This window comes from Streptomyces sp. NPDC002669, from assembly GCF_042889165.1.
Classification (GTDB): domain Bacteria; phylum Actinomycetota; class Actinomycetes; order Streptomycetales; family Streptomycetaceae; genus Streptomyces.
The window spans coordinates 29,194-46,847 of record NZ_JBIAQQ010000037.1; the positions used below are offsets into that span (position 1 = coordinate 29,194).

Sequence of the window (17,654 nt, forward strand, 5' to 3'; positions counted from 1 at the left end):
CCGATCTGCCCGGCGCGCACTTCGGCCTGAGGGCCCGTCGTCGTGAGTGTGAGGGTGAGCCTGCTGGGGGAGCCCTCGTGGCTGGGGCCTTCGCTCCGTTGAAGCACAGCTCCGCGTGACCTTTCCCGCTGCGAAAGGGTCCGATCGATCCGGTTTTCCGTTCGCCGGGAAGGGGCGGTTCGGTGGGGCAGGAGGGGGGAGCTCAGCCCGGTTATTACGCCGTAATAGGGGAGGGCAGCCCGGCCGGGCTATTACGCCGTAATAGGGGAGCGGGCCCTGACGTCCCAACAAGTTGTGCAAACTAACGTGTCGATGCGGCAAACGATCTAGCGCGTTAGTAAGGTAGCGCCATGAGTATGCCATCCACCTCGAGCGACCGAGTGAAAGTCGTCTCCAAGCTGCCGGGATGGCTCCGGCAGAACCTGAAGGTCAGAACCGCGCAGCTCGGGATCGAGATCCAGACTGCGGTCGAGCAGGGAATCGCCGCCTGGCTCGGACTCGCGTCGGCGACGACCACGGTCGACACTGCGGGAGCCGAGTCCTACTCCACCTTCCTTCCCCCGGCGCAGTGGGAGGAGTTCAGGGGCATTGCCGAAGACCGTCGGGTTTCCTTGATTCAGGGGCTCGCCCAGTCCGTTCAGCTCTGGCTCGACACCAACCCGGCTCCCGATGTGAAGCGGCCCGACATCACCCGCCGCATCGTGGTGTGCAACCAGAAGGGTGGCGTCGGCAAGACGGCCATCACGGCAGGGGTGGGGGAGGCCCTGGCCGAGGACTCCAACACCCTGCACCCTGTCCGTGTCGCCAAGGCCCTGGCCACCGCTCTGCGCGCCGGTGAGGCGGACGGTGACACGGCAGGATCCGGCAGTGCCGACCCGCTCGACATCGAGAAGCTTCCCGGCCTCGGACTGCGCGTCCTCCTGGTGGACTTCGACCCCCAGTGCCACCTGACCAACCAGCTGGGGGCCGCGCCCCTGGCCATGCACGGGGACAGCCTCACCAACCACATGGCGGGTGACCCGAAGGGCGATCTGCGGGATCTGATCGTTTCCGTCGACGAGGAGCACTTCGGCGGTCGGCTGCATCTTCTGCCCGCCTGTCACGACGCCTTCCTCCTCGACGTCCGGCTGTCGGCGGTGCGAGCCCGTGAGGCGGCTCTGGAACGTGCCTTGCTTCCCCTGGAGGCCGATTACGACGTAATTCTCGTGGACTGCCCGCCGAGCCTCGGCCTCAGCATGGATGCCGCCGCCTACTACGGACGGCGTCGTGACGGCGAACGGCCCGGCCAGTCCGGGGCCCTCATCGTGGTCCAGGCAGAGGACAGCTCCGCCGACGCCTATGACCTGCTCACCAACCAGATCGAGGACCTTCGTGGAGACCTCGGCCTCGATATCGACTACTTGGGCATCGTGGTCAACCTGTACGACGGCCGCCGCGGATACATCGCGACCTCGTCCCTCCAGGGCTGGATCGACATAAAGGATCCACGGGTCGTCGGTCTCATCAACGACCTCAAGGAACAGAAGGAAGCCGTGCGGATGAAGCAGCCGCTGCTGAGTTACGCGCCGACTTCGCAGCAGGCCGTAGGCATGCGTGCGCTCACCCGGGAGATCTCATGAGCAAGGCGGATCAGCTCGGAGCCGGACGGTTCGGAGGCGGTGCCCGGCCGGTCAGCGCGCGCCGTGCCGCCATCGGTGCCGCCACCGGTGTACCGACCGACCGGGTCGCCCCGCCGACCCGGCTGCCGGTCACCCGCATCAACTCCAACCCCGACAACCCGCGCACCACGCTCGGAGACCTGTCCGAACTTGCGGGCAGCCTCGCGGAGCACGGCCAGAAGCAGGCCATCACGGTCATGAACCGCGATGCCTACATCAGGGCCAACCCCGAGCGCGAGCGCGATCTGGACCCTGACACGACCCATGTCGTGGTGGACGGCAGCAGCCGCCTGGCCGCTGCTCGCGAAGCCGGTCTCACCCATCTGAACGTGATGGTCGACGATGAGCAGGGGAGTGACGGCGACGCCATCCTGGAGTCCGCGCTGGTCGCGAACGTCCACCGCAACGACCTGGACCCGCTGGACGAGGCGCGGGCCCTCCAGCGGCTGCTGGCCATTCACGGATCGCAGGTCAAGCTCGCCAAGCGCCTTCGTAAGTCGCAGGGTTGGGTGTCGCAGCGGCTCGCCCTGCTCAATCTGACGCCCGAACTTCAGGCCGTCGTGGGTGAAGAGCCCGTCGAGTTGCTGCGGAGCGTCGCCAAGCAGCCGCACGACCGCCAGGAAGCCGCGCTTGAGGAGCTGAAGGCGGAACGGGCCCGCAAGGAAGCGGAACGGGCGGCGGCTGCCATGGTCCCGGCCCCCGCACCGGCCCCGGTCCTGCCTCCGGAGGAAGCTCCGGAACCTGTAGCTCAGGAACCCGTAGCTCAGGAAGCTGCTGCTCCGGTATCGGCATCGGTGGCGGCGGTACCGGCATCGGCTTCTGCTCCGTCTCCCGTTCCCGTACCGGCCCCCACGCCGGCAGTCGCCCCGGTCACACCTGCCTCCGCCTCCTCGGCTCCGGTTCCGGTTGCGGCTTCGACCGCGGCCAAGTCCGAAGCGGGGGAGGGGACTCGGGTTTCGCAGCCCGAGAGTGCGCCGGAGCGGGGGGAGTCCTCCGTACCGGAGCCGCGATCCGACAGCGCGTCCGTCGCCGAAGCGGGCTCGGGCGAGTCCACGTCTTCCGCGTCCCGGCCGCTGCCGTATGACGACGGGGCTTTCATCGCCCGGCATTTGATCCACAAGATGGGCGAGGCCGAGTTCGACCGGATGTTGGACATCCTCAACACCCACAGGCGCGAGCGAACGACCTCGTAACGGAAGAAGCATCCGACGGCCCCGGCCGGCTCGGAACGTCCTGCGGGGCGTACCTCGTCGACACGATGTGTGCGAGATACGCCCCGTGGGACGTTTTTCATGCTTTATTCGAACAGTTCGATTCTTCGCTCAGAACGATTCTCCGGAGAAAGGGTGATCGGAGGCGGCGGGCTCTTCCGGGGAAAAAGAGGCTCCTGGAACACCGATCGAGGTGTTCCGATCCCGGTTCCGCTCTCTCGGCCCGATCGGCGCTTCCTGTCGCCGTCACCGATTTGAATGGTGATGGTTCGCGTTATGATGAACGCATCACTGCTTTAAGGGGTGACATGTTGGATGCTCGCGCGGACGGGGACGTGGAGCGCTGCAGTCCGGGCGGGAGCGGCTTTCCTGTCCGCATCGCTCGTGCGAGTCTGTGGGAACGACGATGGAGGGTGATGTGTGATGAGCGGGACCGAGGAAAGGGCGCTGCTGGCCGGCGGCTGCTTCTGGGGCATGCAGGAGCTGATCCGGACGTTCCCGGGCGTCCTGACCACTCGGGTGGGATACAGCGGCGGTGACGTGGAGAATCCGACGTACCGCAACCACGGCAGCCACGCCGAGTCGATAGAGATCACCTTCGACCCGACCCGGACCGACTACCGGACCGTTCTGGAGTACTTCTTCCAGATCCACGACCCCACCACGAAGAACCGGCAGGGCAACGACGTGGGGCTCAGCTACCGATCCGCCATCTTCTACCTCGACGACGAGCAGAAGCGCGTGGCGGAGGAGACCATCGCGGACGTCGACGCGTCCGGGCTGTGGCCGGGCCCCGTGGTGACCGAGGTCGTTCCGGCAGGGGCCTTCTGGGACGCCGAGCCCGAGCACCAGGACTACCTCCAGCGTTACCCGGACGGCTACACCTGCCACTTCGTGCGCCCCGGCTGGCGGCTTCCCAGGCGCGCGCAGTCCTGATCCCCGGCACGGCTCTCCGAAGCAGGGCAGGGCCTCTCGGTAGCGGGAGGCCCTGCCGGGCTTCGGAGAGTCTGCGCGGTGTCCCGGAGTCTCTCCCGGTTCGTCGAGAGCGGCCGACCGGATGCCCTCCGCTGCTGTGCGGCAACTGCTGTACGACGATCTCCCGTCCCATCCTGATGGTCGACGGTGCAAAACGAAGTTTGTCAGGGTCAGTCGCGGAGCGCCCGCCGTGAGGTCAGGCAGAGTCCGACGAGCAGTTGGAAGGCGGCGAGCACGAGCAGCAGGACGAGCGGGACGTCCCAGGCCCCGGTGGCCGAGCGCACCAGTCCGATGCCGAAGGGACCGACCGAGGCCAGCAGGTAACCCGTGCTCTGGGAGAAGGTCGAGAGCGCCGCGGTCTCCTGCGGGCTGCGGCCACTGGTGCCGATGATGGCCAGGACCAGGGGGAAGGCCCCCAGCCCCAGACCGGTCAGCACGGCCCAGAGCGCGGGCAGGGCCAGGGGCGCCCCCAGCAGGCCCAGATATCCCGCCATCAGCGAGACGCCGACCACGCAGAAGGCCAGCCGCAGGCGCGGCGCGGTCCGGGTGAGCGGCATCAGGGCGAACGTGGAGGGCACTCCGACGAGCAGGGCCAGCCCCAGCATCGCCCCGGCCCGGTCGGAGCTCATGCCGTGGTCGGTCAGGACGGTCGGAAGCCATCCCATGACCGCGTAGCTGCTGAGCGACTGCAGGGCGAAGAACGCGGTCACGAGCAACCCGAACCGGGTGCGCCCGACGGCCAGGGCCGAGACCGGGGCGGCGGCGCTGTCGGCGCGCCGCGCCGAGGTCCGCCAGGAACCCGGCCGCAACGCCCATACCGCGAGGGTCAGCAGGGCCGGCAGGGCCCAGGCGGCCAGTCCCAGGGAGGGCCGGCCCGCGAGGTCCGCGACCGGTACCGCCACCGCCGCGGCAAGGGCCGAGCCCAGTGCCATCGCGGTCGTGTAGACCCCGGTCAGCAGTGCGACGCGGCCGGGGAAGTGCGTCTTGACCACGGCGGGCAGCAGGACGTTGCACAGGGCCAGTCCGGCGGAGCCCAGCAACGTGCCGGCCAGGAGCGCCCACGTCTGGGGGACGGCGCGGACGGCGAGTCCGGCACAGAGCGCCGCCAGGGCCAGGAGAACGGCCGGTTCGGTGCCCATCCGGCGGGCCAGCACGGCGCCGGTCGCGCCCACGGCCGCGAAACACAGGGTCGGCAGGGTCGGTACGAGGGACGTGACGAGCGGGCCGAAGCCCAGTTGGTCCCGGAGCTGTTCCAGCAGCGCGGAGGAACTGCTGATGGCCTGCCGCAGGTTGAAGGCGATCAGCATGATCCCGACGGCGGTCAGCCAGGCGGCCCGGGCTCGGGAGGCGGTGGGGTGGACAGGGGCGGTGGGGGAGTGGGGGCGGGAGGGAAGACGAAGGCAGCGAGTCGGCAGCATGCAGAAAACATAAAACGTCTGACCTTTAACGTCCAATCTTTAGCGGTAGGATCGATGGTGAACACCCGCGTTTGTCTCCGTCAGGAAGGACTTCCGTGACTCTCGCCTCAGCCCGTCGCTCGGTACTGGTCGACGACGTCATCCAGCGGCTGCGCGCCGAGATCACCTCCGGGAGGTGGCCGGTGGGGCACCGCATCCCGACCGAGACGGCACTCATCGAGCAGCTCGGCATCGCCCGCGGCACTCTGCGCGAGGCGACCCGCGCCCTCATCCACGCCGGGCTCCTCCAGGCACGACAGGGCGACGGCACCTATGTGCGGGCCACCAACGAGCTGTCCGGTGCCATCCAGCGCCTCGACAGCGAACTGGGCGACGTACTCGAAGTCCGCCAGGCCCTGGACGCACAGGCCGCCCGGCTGGCCGCCGCCCGCATCACCCCCGACGAACTCGCCCACCTCGACGAACTGCTCGCCCGACGGGCCGCCGCCTGGCGGGACCGCGACCGCGACGCCTGGGTCGAGGCCGACTACGCCTTCCACCAGGGCGTCGCCACCGGCAGCGGGAACACCCTGCTGGACAACCTCTACACCGCGCTCGGCCCGGCCCTGCGCCGCTCGACCTCCGCCCACTGGGACTCGGACGGGTTCGACGGCGCGGACCACCGGGGACACGAGGAACTCCTCGCCGCGCTGCGCACGGGCGACGCCACCGTGGCCGCCCGCAGCGCCACCGCCAACATCGACGCCACCGAGGACTGGCGCGGGGCCGCCCCGCCGCCTCCGGTCGAAGACTGAGGCTGCGGTCTGCCGGCGCCACGGCATCACGGATACTCGCCGAGCGGGATGCACCCGCCGTCCGGAAATCCACTGAAGGAGCGAGGGCATGCGCGCACGGGGCATCAACTACGACACCGGGTTCCTCCCGGGCCAGGACCTTTCCCGCAAGGTCTTCGACCCCGAGACGGTCCGGCGCGACATGGCGGTGATCTCCGACGAGCTGCACTGCGATGCCGTACGGGTATCCGGCCGCGACCCCGAACGGCTCGACATCGCCGCCCGCTGCGCGGCGGACCTCGGCCTGGAGGTCTGGTTCGCCCCGTTCCCCGTGGACCTTCCCGCCGACCGGCTGCTGCCGTTCTTCGCCGACTGCGCCCGCCGGGCCGAGGCCGTACGGCTGAGCGGTGCCGAAGTGGTGTTCGTCGCGGGCTGCGAGATGAGCGCGTTCTGCGGCGGTTTCATCCCGGGGGAGACCTACGGTGACCGCCTGCGGGCCATGGCCGAAGCCGACATGGAGTGGTGGAGCGGCCTCGGCCCGGTGCAGGAACGGCTCAGTGCCTTCCTCGTCCAGGTTGCCGGGACGACGCGTGCCCACTTCGGCGGGCGCGTCACGTATGCCGCGGCCCCCTGGGAGTTCGTCGACTGGAGCCCGTTCGACCTCGTCGGCATCGACGCCTACCGCTCCACCCACAACGCCGACACCTTCCGGTCCGAGCTGCGGGGCCACCTCGCCCACGGCAAGCCCGTCGCGGTGACCGAGTACGGAACCTGCGCCTACCGGGGTGCTGGCGAGCGCGGCGGCGCGGCCTGGCAGGTCCCGCAGGACGCGGTACCGGACGAGGACGAGCAGGTACGCCACCTCACCGAGATGCTGGACATCTTCGAGGAGGAGGGCGTGGACACCGCGCTCTGGTTCACCTTCGCCGGTTACAGCAGGCCGGGCGAGGCAGATCTCGGTTCCTACGGCGTGGTCCGCATGCTCGACGGGACCCGCTGGGAGCCGAAGAAGGTGTTCCACACGATGTCGGCCAGGTACCGCCGCGGCTGAGTCCCCCCGACGGAGAGAAACGAACAGCCCCGAGAGACCTATGGGGTCAGTGGGGTTCATCGGCTGATTCCACCGGCACTTCCCCGGGCCTCTCCCACGTCGACCGCCCCAGCGGCATCAGTGAGGCCGCCGCGTCCGCGCGGGCGTCGAACGCGCCCCGGGGACAGGTCGTCGGGCCGGTCGTGCCCGACGATGCCGTCGACCGTGCGGGGGTGTGCCCGGCACGGTCGACGGAGGTGATCGGGCGGAGCGTCAGCAGGGTGCCGACGCCCTCGTCGGCGCGGGCGAGGACGCGCAGGGCGCGCCGATGACGACGGGTGCGGTGCTCCTCGGGTCGGCGCAGGCCCTGAGGGTGCTTTCGGGGCCGATTCCGCGGGGATCGCCCCTGGTGACGGCCGACGGGGTCATGCGTGGTCCCCTCGGGCGAGGGGCTGCCGGACGAGGTCGCACAGGCGCAGGAGCAGGCCGTCGTCGCCGAAGCCGCCCGCCTTGATCAGTACGGGGACGCGGGGGCCTTCGAGCGGGGTGCCGCGGGCGACGCCGGGCTCGGGTTCGTCGAGCAGATCGACGCCGGTCACGCCGAGGGACCGGAGCACGGTCGCGGCCGTCTCTCCTCCGGTGACCACGAGCGCGTCGACGAGGCCCTCCCCGGTCAGGGTCCGTACGACCGCAGCCAGGGAACGGGCGAGCATCCGCGCGGTCGTCGGCGTATGGCGTTCGTCTGGCGTCCGCAGGGTGAGGACCGGGGCCGTCAGGCCACGCAGCGTCTGTGCCGTCGCCTCCGGGTCGTCGCCGACGGGGACCCCTTGGACGTCCGTCCGGTCGTGGAGTGCGGCCAGCTGCCGCCGGGTCGCCGGGTTGGCGCTGCCGACGACGACGAGCGGTCTGCGGACCGGGGCGGGTACGGGAACGGCGGCGCCGGTATCGGGCAGGCGGGCGCACCTGCGGGCCAGGGCCGCCGCCAGCCCGGGGGAGCCGACCCACAGCACGTCGTCGAGGTGCGGCACCGCCGCCACCAGGCGGTCGAGATCGGCGTCCGAGGCGGCGGAACAGACGATCAGGCCGCCGTCACCGACCCGTGCGGGCAGCTCGGCCACCCGGTCCGGGCCGACCTCGACGGCCTCCGGGAAAACCTCCGTCAGGTCCGAACACCGCACCGGGTGCACGGGGTCGCGGGCGAAGTCGCTCTCGTGGACCGGCACTCCCCGCACGTACTGGACGGCATCCACCGTCACCCGGCCCTCTGCGGGGAACGCGGGGGCGATGACGACGGCCCGCCGCCCCGAGCCCACCCACGCGGCCCGGACCTCCGCGGCGAGATGGCCGCGCAGGGTGGAGTCCACCGTCTTGAGGAGCAGGGCGGCATCGGCAGCCAGGCGCGCGGCCCGTTCCGTGCACGTGGCGGCTGCTTTCTCGTCCAGCAGCCGGCTGCCGAGGTCGATCGCCCGCACACCCGGGGCAGGGACTGTTCGCCCGCCCGGGGCGGCCCGGGGAGCCGTCGCCGGGGCGGAGGGGGAGAGCAGGATCCGCGCCTCGTGGCCGGTGCGACGGAACGGCGCAGCACCGTCCCCGGCGCTGGTGAGGTCATCCGCCAGGATGACGATGTCCGGCCCGGTGCCATTGCGGGATGCCATGCCCCACCTCTCCGTCGATCGGCTCTGTCGAATCCGGCCGCTCCGTGGCCCCGGCAGAAAAAGCCTGGGCTGTCGGTCCTGCCAGTCCTGTCAGCTCTGTCCGTGACCGGATCAATGGTCGTGCAGCCGGAAGCGCAGGCCAAACGATTCGTTCTCACATGGCACCTGAGCAGAATTCACCGATGCTGTGGTCGGCCCTCCCTCCTCCCCGCACTCTGCTGCCCTTCGAGGCGACCGTCCGGCATCCGCTTGTTCGCCGAGCGGATGCCGGACCGGGCCGGTCCGCCGGCTGCCGGTTGGTGTGAGGGCAGCCGTTCTCCTGCACACGGGCACACGGACACCCAGCCGCGGGCCCGGGACGACTGGCGCCACATCACCGGCCTGAGGGCGGAGGCGGCCGCGCAGCAGCCCCTGGAGCACTTTTATCTGGCCCTCCGGGTCGTCTCGGCCGGCGTCGGGGGCGCGATCGCCCCGTACGCCGTCGTCCGCGACGACCCGGAGCGGGGGCGGCTCGCCGCCCCCTTCGGGTTCGTCCCCGACGGCACCAGTTACGCCTGCTCAGCCGCCGACCGCCCGAACAGGGCGCCCGTGTTCGCGATCTGACCTCATGGCTGCGGACGCGAACGGCCCGGCTGGAAGCCGGTCCCGATCAGCTGTGACCCCGAAGGTCCCCTGTGTGCCAGGGCCGGAAGGGCCGGAGCCGTTCCCGATGGAAAGCCGCCCTTCGCCTTCTCAGCGGTCCTGGGCCAGGGCGAGGAGCTCCGCGAACAGGCCGCCCGCACCGGCCAGTTCCTCGTACCGGCCCTGTTCGATCACGCGGCCGTCGCGCATGACGACGATCCGGTCGGCCAGCCGCGTGTTCTCCAGCTGGTGCGTGACGACGACGGTCATGCGCTCGGCGGCGATGCGTCTGATCTCCAGGAAGATCTGATGCTCTCCTCGGGGGTCCATCTGCGAGGTCGGTTCGTCGAGGATCAGCAGCGGTGTCCGCCGGTACAGCGCCCGGCCGCACACCAGCCGCTGCCACTGGCCGCCGGACAGCTCGACCCCGCCGAACAGTTCGCGCGCCAGGAGCGTGTCGAGGCGGTGGGGCAGCTTCTCGATCGCGTCGCGCATCCCGACGGCGTCGACGGCCTCCCACACCGGCACGTCGTCGGACGTCCGGGGCTGGCCGAGGGTGATGTTCTCCCTGGCGCGCAGGGGCCAGCAGGCGAAGTTCTGCGGGACGAGCGCGGTGCGCTTCCACACGGATTCGGGATCGGCCCCGGCGAGGTCGGTGCCGTCCCACAGGACGCGTCCCTCGTCGGCGAGCAGAATGCCGGTGAGGAGCCTGGCCAGGGTGGACTTGCCCGAGCCGTTCTCGCCGACGACGGCCAGGATCTCGCCGCGGCGCAGGGTCAGCGAGACCCCGTCGACGGCGGGTTCTTTCTTGCCGGGGTACCGGTACACGACTTCGTCGAACCGGATCTCGTCGACGCGGTCGGGGATGGCGAGTCCGCCGCGTTTCGGGGCGCGTTCGGCGGCCAGGTCGAGGAAGGACCGCATGTCGGCCAGGTACAGCGAGGTGTGGAACATCGCCGCGCCGTGCAGCACGAACTGCGAGAGGGCGGCCAGCGTCGTCTGGACGGCGATCACCGCGGTGGCGGCCACCGGAAGCGCGACGCGGCCGGTGCCGGCCAGCCACGCGAGGGTGGCCCAGGTGCCCAGCAGGAACACGCCGCCCAGGGCGCTGCTCGCCAGGACGATGCGGAGCATCCGGGGCGCGGCGGTGAGGGTCCGCCGGTCGATGCGGTCGGACAGGGAGCGGTACCAGTGGACGAGGTAGCCGGTCATCCCGTTGGCGCGGACCTCGTCGCCGTGCCGGGAGTGGGTGGCCCACCAGCGCATCATGCCGCGGACGCTGCGGTCGCCCACGTTGGCGTAGTGGATCTCGTAGTCGACCCGTGCGCAGAGCACGGCACCGATGCCGGCCGGTACGACGGCGAGCAGGAGCAGCGGCAGCATCGTCCAGTGCAGCGCCGTGACGACTCCACTCGCGGCGATCATGCGGATCAGCGCGGCCATGAACCGCTGGGCGTCCTGCACCATCATCCGGGTGCGGATGACGCCGACTTCAGCGGCCTCCTGACGGTCGGCGAACCCGTCCTCGCCGTACGCGGATGCCTCGACGCGGCAGACCGCGGAGACCAGTGCGACATCCGCCTCGGTCAGCAGCAACGGCGCGATGCGCCCGTCGGCGTACGCGGCCAGGGCGCCGCTGGTACGGCTGACGGCCGCGGCGGCCGTCACCACGATCAGGGCGGGCAGCGCGGCGTGCAGGCGTTCGGACACGGTGCCGGTGCCGAGGACGTGCGTCATGGCCCGCGCGGTGAACGTGAGGACGACGGCGGCGGCGACGCCGGTGAGGAGCTGGCAGGCCAGGAGCAGGACGACGCCGGTCCTGTCGACGGCCCAGGCCATGCGGGCGGTGTGCCCGAGCACGGAGGGCAGCCGACTGCACATGGTCCCGAAACTCACGTCCGCCAGCGGGTTCTCGCCCTGTTTGCCCCCGTAGGTGATGGAGGCGGGCGGCGGTGGGGGAGGGATCTTCACGTTCTCGGTCGAGGTGTCGGTCACGGTCACCCGCATCCCTCCAAAAGGTCGATGCCGCACCTGGGTGGTCCGGCGACGCACGGCTCAACGACGCGAGGGAGGAATCGAACGCGCTCGATTTCGGACGCGTCGGATCCCTTGAATCCCATGGGTTCGAACGTGCAATCGCCGTACTGGAGCCGTCGTACGACACCTCCGGATGGCCGAAACGCCGAACGCGAGACGCATGTGACGTACGGGATTGGGCGTGCCGGGTCGGCCTGCGGCGACGGCGTACGGGGTTCTGGCGGCGGAAGGACCCGAGCGACTGAAGCGACCGAAGCGACTCTGAAACCGGAATACCGGAAGCCGGATCGCGATCGGTGCCGCCGATCGCGATCCGGCTTCCGGGGCCTCTCCTCGGGCCCGGCCGCGGGACTTCGTGGCTCTCAGGTGAAAGCGATGGCCGCCCCGGTCGAGACAGAGAGCTTCGCGGCTTCGAGGAGTCGCAGACAGTCATGGGATTCGACGCCGTAACGCCGCCATCCCTCGGCGGCCGGATCCTCGTCATCGGCGGCGTCGACGACCTCCTCGGAGTCCGGATCGAGGTCCTCGGGAAGGCCCAGGGCTTCCGCGATCCGACGGACTTCCGCCAGCAGCCGCACCGAGGAACCGAGGTGGCCGCCCGGTGCCTTCTCGTCGACGACGACGCGGGCGAAGTCCACGGGGACGTAGTAGCCCTCGCAGTCCGAATGATGGATCAGGTGGTCGAACGGGCCCGGGGGATCACCGGGGAGCGACCGGTAGCCCTCGGTCAGGAGCGGATCGTCGGCCGCACGTCGGCTCCCGTGCAGCGGCTCGGGCAGCCGTCCGTCCGCCGCGAGGTGCACGGCGAGCCGACGCACGGCGTGCAGGCCCGAGTAACCCCACATCTCGAACTCCGCGCCCCGTCCCTCGGCCGGGTCGGGGCCAATCCACTGGTGTGCCCCCGCCCGTTCCAGCAGTTCCCCGATCACGACGAGGTCGGCGTGGGCGGGTACACCGACGATCATGTTCAGTCCCATGCCCCGATCCTGCCAGTACCGGTCGAACGGCCCTCCGGGCGGCCAGGCCGCGGCTCGCTCCGTCCGGATGTCCGTCGGCACGTGCTTGCGCAATTCGGCCGGCATGGCCGCGTCGGGATCCGTGGCGGTGACCACGATGCCCACCGGTCACCTGCTCAAACTCCGCTGCCGGGACGGGGGTGTTGGGAGGAATTCCAGCCGGCCGTGGGGGATGTGCCCGAGGAGTTCGACGCCGGTGGGCCGATTTCCGGTCGTGACATGATCGGCGCCATGGAGCACTTCATACGCCCCAAGGGGGCCCCGCCCGTCAACAACTACAGCCACGCGGTCTCCTTCACCGGACCGATGGTCGTCGTCTCGGGGCAGGTCCCGGTGGACGGTGACGGCAACCTGGTCGGCAAGGAGGACGCCGAGGCCCAGGTCCGGCAGGTCTATGCGAACCTGGCCACCGCGCTGGAGGCGGCGGGCTCCGGCCTGGAACACGTGGTCAAACTGACGGTCTACCTGACCGATCTGGACGACCTGGACTCGTTCCGCAAAGTGCGGGACGAACACCAGGACGCGGAACGTCCGCCCGCCTGCTCCTTGGTGCGGGTCGCGGGCCTGGTTCACCCGGACTTCCGGGTCGAGATCGACGCGCTGGCCGTGGCTCCGAGCGCCGGATAACGGCCGAAGCAGGCCCCGGCGGAACCTGAGGAACATCCCGGGCAGCCGGCGCGGCCTCGCACCGCTGCCCGGGGCCGGCGGCGCACGGTGGTTCGTTGCTCCGGTCACGTCGAAGAGCGAGCCGAAGCCCCGTTCCTGTCACCCCATCCCTGCCGCACCGCGCCGACAGCACGTCGGGACCGCCCGGCCCGCCGACGCGCGGACCGGCCGACGGGCGGGAAGCGACCCGGCGCAGTGGGACTTCCGGGCGGAGCGACTGAAGCTACCGAAGCGACTGAAGCGACTCTGAACCCGGAATGCCAAATTCCTGCGGAGCGGCCCGCGGGCGGCCGGGGTTCGGTCGCTGGGTCGCTGGGGGTCTCCGGGGCAGCGACTGAAAACAAGCGACCGAAGAACTTCTCAGTCGCTTCCTCAGTTTTTTCAAAAGCCCAGGTCAGGGCAGGTTTTCAGGTGGGATAGCGACTGGAGCGACTGAAGTATCGGGTATATGAGGACATTCGCGCGTGCGTGTGTGCGTCATATATAGACGCCTTGAGTCGCTTCAGTCGCTGTTTTGGGTTTCGTAAGTCTCTGACCTGGGCTTTTGTGCAGCTACTGAGAGAGCGACCGAAACATTCCGAGTCGCTGGTGCGTCGATGCTTCAGTCGCTGATGACCGTTTCGTCAGGCTGGAGATGTCTCTCGCCGACACGATGAAGCGGTTTCTCGCCCAGAGCCCCCCTCGGCCACCCGGGCTTCGATAATCTATGTTCGTCGTTGAGTCGCTTTGGTCGCTGATGGGGGGTGCGCATGGCGCATGAGCTGGATGTTTCACCCAGCGACCGGGAGCGACCCGGGTCTCCGCCGGTAGTCGCTCCGCGCAGTGTGGATCTTGCCAGGTGGTGTGCCAGCCGTGGTTGGCCGGTCCATCCCCTGGCTCCGGGACGCAAGACTCCGACGGCGAACTGCGAGAAGTGCCGACAGCCCGGCCACACCCACAAGGGATGCGCCTGCATCCAGGCCGGTCGCTGGTGCCACGGCTTCCACTCCGCCACCCTGGACTTCGCCCGCATCGAGCAGTGGTGGTTCAACCACCCCGGGCTCGGGGTCGGCGTCGCCTGCGGTCCCGCCCACCTGGTGGTCATCGACATCGACGCGCACCGGCAGCAGCCCCCGGACCGGGACCGCCTGCTGCCGGGCATCCCGATCCCCCGCAGCGTGGACCTGGGCGGCCTCGCCAACGGATTCCACACCCTGGGCGTGCTGGCCGCCCTGCGGGGCGCCGTCAGCCCGGCGGACGACGAAACGACCTTGCGTGTACGCACGCCCTCCGGAGGACTTCACGTGTGGTACCGCGCCCATGGCGGCCACCGCTGGCAGTGCTCCGCGGGTTCGAGCGGCACCCGCGCCCTGGCCTGGCAGGTCGACGTCCGGGCCAACGGCGGCTACATCGTCGCGCCCGGCACCACCACCGTCGCGGGCACCTACACGGCCGTCGGCCCGGCCCGTGAACCCGCGGCGCTTCCCGACTGGCTGGCCCGCGAGCTCGCCCGTACCGGGCACCTCCCGCCCGCCCACGTCCCCGCCCCGCGCCCCGTGCCCCCCAGGGCCCGGCAGGCGGTGCTGGCGGCCGGTGGCGGCCGGGACGCGGCGGGCAGAGCCCTGGCGAAGGTCCTCGGGGAGGTCGCGGCCTGTGCGGGCGTCCCCGAGGGGGCGGCCTTCTCCGCGAAGCTGAACCGGGCCGCGTACACCGTCGGGGGACTGGTCGCCGGCGGCCATCTCTCGGCGGACGCCGCTGAGCAGGCCCTGCGGGACGCCGCCGAACAGGCCCGCCCCGGCCAGGAGCGACGCTACGGAGCCATCATCCGCAGCGGCCTGAACGCGGGCCTGTTGCGCCCACTGTCCCCGGGAGGCCGCGCGTGATCTCCCGGGACGACAACGCACTCTTCGACCCGCAGGCCGTCGCCGCACAGATCCTCGCGCAGGTCCCCTCGCCCCTGCCCGCGCAGGGCGGTGACCCCGGCACGGGCCAGTCGCCGGAGGGCGAGGCGACCGCAGCGGGCCTGCTGCCCGACACCCTCACCGACCGGGGCAACGCCAAACTGTTCGTCAAGCTGTACGCCAACGACTACCGGCACGTTCCGGGACTCGGCTGGTACCGCTGGGACAGCACCCGGTGGCAGATCGACGAGGACGACACGGTGATCTGGGCCGCCGGGGACCTGGCCGAGAGCATCGCCTCGGCGGACCCGCGCGGCGTGTTCACCGGCGCGGCGCTCCAGCGGCACCGCAGTCGCGCGCTGAGCACCAGCGGCATGAACGCGATGCTCACCCAGGCCAAGGCCGCCCCCGGCATGGTGCTCAACGCGGCCCGACTGGACGCCGACCCGTACGCGCTGTGCACGCCCTCGGGGATCGTCGACCTGCACACGGGACTCATCAGGAAGCCCGACCCGAACAAGGACTTCCACTCTCGTTCCACCAGCGCGGCACCGCAGCCCGTGGCCACCCCGCGCTGGCACCGGTTCCTCACCGACACGTTCGGCGCGGACGCCGACGGCGAGGAGATGGTCGACTTCCTGCACCTGCTGCTCGGCTACTCCATCACCGGGGACGTGGGCGGGCAGGTCATGCCCTTTCTGTTCGGCTCCGGCAAGAACGGCAAGTCGGTACTGCTGGACGTCCTGATGAAGCTGCTCGGCGACTACGCGGACGCCGCCCCGCCCGGCTTCCTGATGTCCCGCCCCTACGAGGGACACCCCACCGACCTGGCCGAACTGCACGGCCGCAGGGTCATCGTGTGCAGCGAGGTCAAGCCCGGCGACAAGTTCGACGAGGCCCGGGTCAAGCTCCTCACCGGCGGCGACCGCATCAAGGCCCGCCGCATGCGGCAGGACTTCTTCAGCTTCGAGCCGACCCACAAGCTGTGGCTGCTGGGCAACCACCGCCCGGAGGTCGGCACCGGTGGCTTCGCGTTCTGGCGCCGGATGCGGCTCATCCCGTTCGAACGTGTGGTCTCCGACGACCGCAAGATCGACAACCTGGCGGACATCCTGGTCACCGAGGAGGGCCCGGGAATCCTCAACTGGCTCATCGAGGGCGCCCGTCGCTACCTGGCCGGGGAGAAGGTCCTCACCGGCCCCGAACGGGTCCGCATCGCCACGACCGCCTACGCCGAGACCGAGGACCACACCGGCCGCTTCATCAGCGAATCCTGTCGGGTCGACCCCGAGCTGAGGGCGGAACAAGCGGCGCTCTACGCGGCGTACAAGTCCTGGTGTCACAATGAGGGTGCCCCGGCCGTTTCGTCGCGAGCCTTCGCGGCCAGGGTCCGCGAGACGGTTGGACTGGCATCGCCCAAGGAAATGATCCTGTCCAACCAGCGGAAGTACTACCCGGGCATTGGACTGCTCGCTGATCAGGAGACAACATGAGCGCCCTCATCGCAGAGGACGAGATCAATCATGAAGTCGACCTCGTCTGGCTGGAGGACATCGCCGATCTCGACTACGTACGACAGAGCCTCGACCGGCTGCCGACCCGCAGGGGCAAGCCCGCCTACCACCGTGACGGTCGCATGGTCGGGTACACCCTGCTGGGGCCCAAGGCGAAGGCGTCACGCTCGTCCGGTACGTTCCGTCGCCGGGTCTTCTGGCTGCTTCCGCACGACCGCGACAGCGAACCGGAGGGGCTGTACGCCATCGGGGCCCCCGCGGAGGCCGTGGACCCCCGCACGCTGGAGCCGGGCCGCAAGGGCCGCAAGACCGCCCGCTCCGAGGGCGGTCCGCCGTCCCGGGCGATGCAGGAAATGGGCATAACCCTCCCGCTGTAGCTGGCGTGCGGGGACGCACGCCGGCCACGGGCGTTCCACGGACCGTCGGGTGAGGAAACCTCAGCCGGCGTTCAGGGCGCGGTCGAGGAGGGGCAGCAGCCGGTCCCAGTGCCGTTGCAGCGCGGCGGCGTCGAAGGCATCGGTGTCGGACATGGTGAAGCCGTGGACGGTGCCGGGGTAGACCTCGCAGGAGTACTCGACGCCCGTTGCGTCCAGGGCCTGTTCGAGCTCACGGGCGGCCTCGGGCGTCATGTCGTTCTCCGAGAGCCCGAGGTGGACCCGGGCGGTGAGCCCGGCCAGGACCCGGTGCGGGCTGTCGGGTGCGTCGGTCACCAGGAAGCCGGGATGGAACCCGGCGACGGCGGCCACCCGGTCGGGGTGGGCCGCCGCGGTGCGCAGCGCCAGGGCGGCGCCCATGCAGTAGCCGATCGCGGCGACCGGCCCCGGACCGACCTCGGGCCGGGTGGTGAGGAACCGGACGTAGGCGTCGGCGTCGCGCAGGACGCGTTCGGTGGTGTGCTCCTCGATGAGGGGCATCAGTCGTTCGATGACCTCGGGCCGGATCTCTTCCCCGAGGTGCTCGGGAAGCTCGGTCACCGGTGCCGGGCCGTGCCGGTGGTAGACGTTGGGCAGGAGCACGTAGTAGCCGTGCCCGGCCAGTTCTCGGGCCTTCTCCTCCAACTCGGGCCGTACGCCGAAGGCATCGGAGTACAGGAGCACCCCCGGATGCCGCTCGCCGTCGCCGGGAAAGGCGGCGAAGGCGTCGGCCGGGCCGTCCGGGGTGGGAATCTGCAGGGTCGTGGTGGGAATGGCGGGTCTTCCT

General features: G+C 70.4%; 15 protein-coding genes. 10 read left to right on the top strand and 5 right to left on the bottom strand.

Going from position 1 to position 17,654, the window contains the following annotated elements:
- Positions 1-350 precede the first annotated feature (350 nt).
- From ACFYW1_RS35155 to msrA, 3 genes are all read left to right on the top strand, one after another.
- On the top strand, positions 351-1,619 hold the full coding sequence (locus tag ACFYW1_RS35155; protein ID WP_389002803.1) for a ParA family protein: 1,269 nt from the start codon (positions 351-353) through the stop codon (positions 1,617-1,619).
- On the top strand, positions 1,616-2,851 hold the full coding sequence (locus ACFYW1_RS35160) for a ParB/RepB/Spo0J family partition protein (RefSeq protein ID WP_389002806.1): 1,236 nt from the start codon (positions 1,616-1,618) through the stop codon (positions 2,849-2,851). The genes ACFYW1_RS35155 and ACFYW1_RS35160 overlap by 4 nt, the downstream gene beginning before the upstream one ends.
- A gap of 441 nt (positions 2,852-3,292) precedes the next feature.
- Positions 3,293-3,805, top strand: coding sequence for a peptide-methionine (S)-S-oxide reductase MsrA (msrA, locus tag ACFYW1_RS35165; RefSeq protein WP_389002809.1), 513 nt, complete (start codon positions 3,293-3,295; stop codon positions 3,803-3,805).
- Between the two features lie 209 nt (positions 3,806-4,014).
- On the opposite strand, the gene ACFYW1_RS35170 is transcribed toward msrA, so the two are convergent.
- Positions 4,015-5,262 carry a CynX/NimT family MFS transporter gene (locus ACFYW1_RS35170; RefSeq protein ID WP_389002812.1) on the bottom strand — a complete coding sequence of 416 codons (1,248 nt, stop codon included), beginning with the start codon at positions 5,260-5,262 and terminating at the stop codon, positions 4,015-4,017.
- Between the two features lie 95 nt (positions 5,263-5,357).
- Here ACFYW1_RS35170 and ACFYW1_RS35175 point away from each other — a divergent pair, with 95 nt between their 5' ends.
- Together ACFYW1_RS35175 and ACFYW1_RS35180 are read left to right on the top strand one after the other, a co-directional pair.
- Positions 5,358-6,056, top strand: a complete 699-nt coding sequence (locus tag ACFYW1_RS35175) for a FadR/GntR family transcriptional regulator (RefSeq protein WP_389002815.1) — start codon at positions 5,358-5,360, stop codon at positions 6,054-6,056.
- A gap of 88 nt (positions 6,057-6,144) precedes the next feature.
- On the top strand, positions 6,145-7,086 hold the full coding sequence (locus ACFYW1_RS35180) for a hypothetical protein (protein ID WP_389002818.1): 942 nt from the start codon (positions 6,145-6,147) through the stop codon (positions 7,084-7,086).
- A gap of 404 nt (positions 7,087-7,490) precedes the next feature.
- Here ACFYW1_RS35180 and ACFYW1_RS35185 read toward each other — a convergent pair whose 3' ends face one another.
- Positions 7,491-8,720, bottom strand: coding sequence for a four-carbon acid sugar kinase family protein (locus tag ACFYW1_RS35185; RefSeq protein WP_389002821.1), 1,230 nt, complete (start codon positions 8,718-8,720; stop codon positions 7,491-7,493).
- 249 nt (positions 8,721-8,969) lie between these two features.
- Between ACFYW1_RS35185 and ACFYW1_RS35190 the strand changes: the two genes are divergently transcribed.
- The gene (locus ACFYW1_RS35190) at positions 8,970-9,323 is read left to right on the top strand and encodes a hypothetical protein (RefSeq protein ID WP_389002824.1); all 354 of its coding nucleotides are present in this window, start codon (positions 8,970-8,972) and stop codon (positions 9,321-9,323) included.
- Between the two features lie 129 nt (positions 9,324-9,452).
- On the opposite strand, the gene ACFYW1_RS35195 is transcribed toward ACFYW1_RS35190, so the two are convergent.
- Both ACFYW1_RS35195 and ACFYW1_RS35200 read right to left on the bottom strand, forming a co-directional pair.
- Positions 9,453-11,348, bottom strand: a complete 1,896-nt coding sequence (locus ACFYW1_RS35195) for an ABC transporter ATP-binding protein (RefSeq protein ID WP_389002827.1) — start codon at positions 11,346-11,348, stop codon at positions 9,453-9,455.
- Between the two features lie 392 nt (positions 11,349-11,740).
- Positions 11,741-12,355, bottom strand: a complete 615-nt coding sequence (locus ACFYW1_RS35200; protein ID WP_389002830.1) for a hypothetical protein — start codon at positions 12,353-12,355, stop codon at positions 11,741-11,743.
- Positions 12,356-12,625: 270 nt separating this feature from the next.
- On the opposite strand from ACFYW1_RS35200, the gene ACFYW1_RS35205 reads away from it, so the two are divergent.
- From ACFYW1_RS35205 to ACFYW1_RS35220, 4 genes are all read left to right on the top strand, one after another.
- Complete coding sequence (locus ACFYW1_RS35205; protein ID WP_389002833.1) at positions 12,626-13,021, top strand: RidA family protein; 396 nt, start codon at positions 12,626-12,628, stop codon at positions 13,019-13,021.
- A 788-nt stretch (positions 13,022-13,809) separates the two neighbouring features.
- Positions 13,810-14,922 carry a bifunctional DNA primase/polymerase gene (locus ACFYW1_RS35210; protein ID WP_389002836.1) on the top strand — a complete coding sequence of 371 codons (1,113 nt, stop codon included), beginning with the start codon at positions 13,810-13,812 and terminating at the stop codon, positions 14,920-14,922.
- On the top strand, positions 14,919-16,433 hold the full coding sequence (locus ACFYW1_RS35215; protein WP_389002839.1) for a phage/plasmid primase, P4 family: 1,515 nt from the start codon (positions 14,919-14,921) through the stop codon (positions 16,431-16,433). The genes ACFYW1_RS35210 and ACFYW1_RS35215 overlap by 4 nt, the downstream gene beginning before the upstream one ends.
- On the top strand, positions 16,430-16,831 hold the full coding sequence (locus ACFYW1_RS35220) for a DUF6009 family protein (RefSeq protein WP_389002842.1): 402 nt from the start codon (positions 16,430-16,432) through the stop codon (positions 16,829-16,831). Before ACFYW1_RS35215 ends, ACFYW1_RS35220 begins: the two co-directional genes overlap by 4 nt.
- A 60-nt stretch (positions 16,832-16,891) precedes the next feature.
- Here ACFYW1_RS35220 and ACFYW1_RS35225 read toward each other — a convergent pair whose 3' ends face one another.
- Positions 16,892-17,641 carry a dienelactone hydrolase family protein gene (locus tag ACFYW1_RS35225; RefSeq protein ID WP_389002924.1) on the bottom strand — a complete coding sequence of 250 codons (750 nt, stop codon included), beginning with the start codon at positions 17,639-17,641 and terminating at the stop codon, positions 16,892-16,894.
- Positions 17,642-17,654: the final 13 nt, after the last annotated feature.

Bases quoted from the DNA above. Each gene is read 5' to 3' on its own strand.
- ACFYW1_RS35195 (WP_389002827.1), bottom strand. From the start codon at position 11,348: ATGCGGGTGACCGTGACCGACACCTCGACCGAGAACGTGAAGATCCCT.
- ACFYW1_RS35170 (WP_389002812.1), bottom strand. From the start codon at position 5,262: ATGCTGCCGACTCGCTGCCTTCGTCTTCCCTCCCGCCCCCACTCCCCC.
- msrA (WP_389002809.1), top strand. From the start codon at position 3,293: ATGAGCGGGACCGAGGAAAGGGCGCTGCTGGCCGGCGGCTGCTTCTGG.
- ACFYW1_RS35155 (WP_389002803.1), top strand. From the start codon at position 351: ATGAGTATGCCATCCACCTCGAGCGACCGAGTGAAAGTCGTCTCCAAG.
- ACFYW1_RS35205 (WP_389002833.1), top strand. From the start codon at position 12,626: ATGGAGCACTTCATACGCCCCAAGGGGGCCCCGCCCGTCAACAACTAC.
- ACFYW1_RS35210 (WP_389002836.1), top strand. From the start codon at position 13,810: ATGGCGCATGAGCTGGATGTTTCACCCAGCGACCGGGAGCGACCCGGG.
- ACFYW1_RS35220 (WP_389002842.1), top strand. From the start codon at position 16,430: ATGAGCGCCCTCATCGCAGAGGACGAGATCAATCATGAAGTCGACCTC.
- ACFYW1_RS35180 (WP_389002818.1), top strand. From the start codon at position 6,145: ATGCGCGCACGGGGCATCAACTACGACACCGGGTTCCTCCCGGGCCAG.
- ACFYW1_RS35200 (WP_389002830.1), bottom strand. From the start codon at position 12,355: ATGGGACTGAACATGATCGTCGGTGTACCCGCCCACGCCGACCTCGTC.
- ACFYW1_RS35185 (WP_389002821.1), bottom strand. From the start codon at position 8,720: ATGGCATCCCGCAATGGCACCGGGCCGGACATCGTCATCCTGGCGGAT.
- ACFYW1_RS35160 (WP_389002806.1), top strand. From the start codon at position 1,616: ATGAGCAAGGCGGATCAGCTCGGAGCCGGACGGTTCGGAGGCGGTGCC.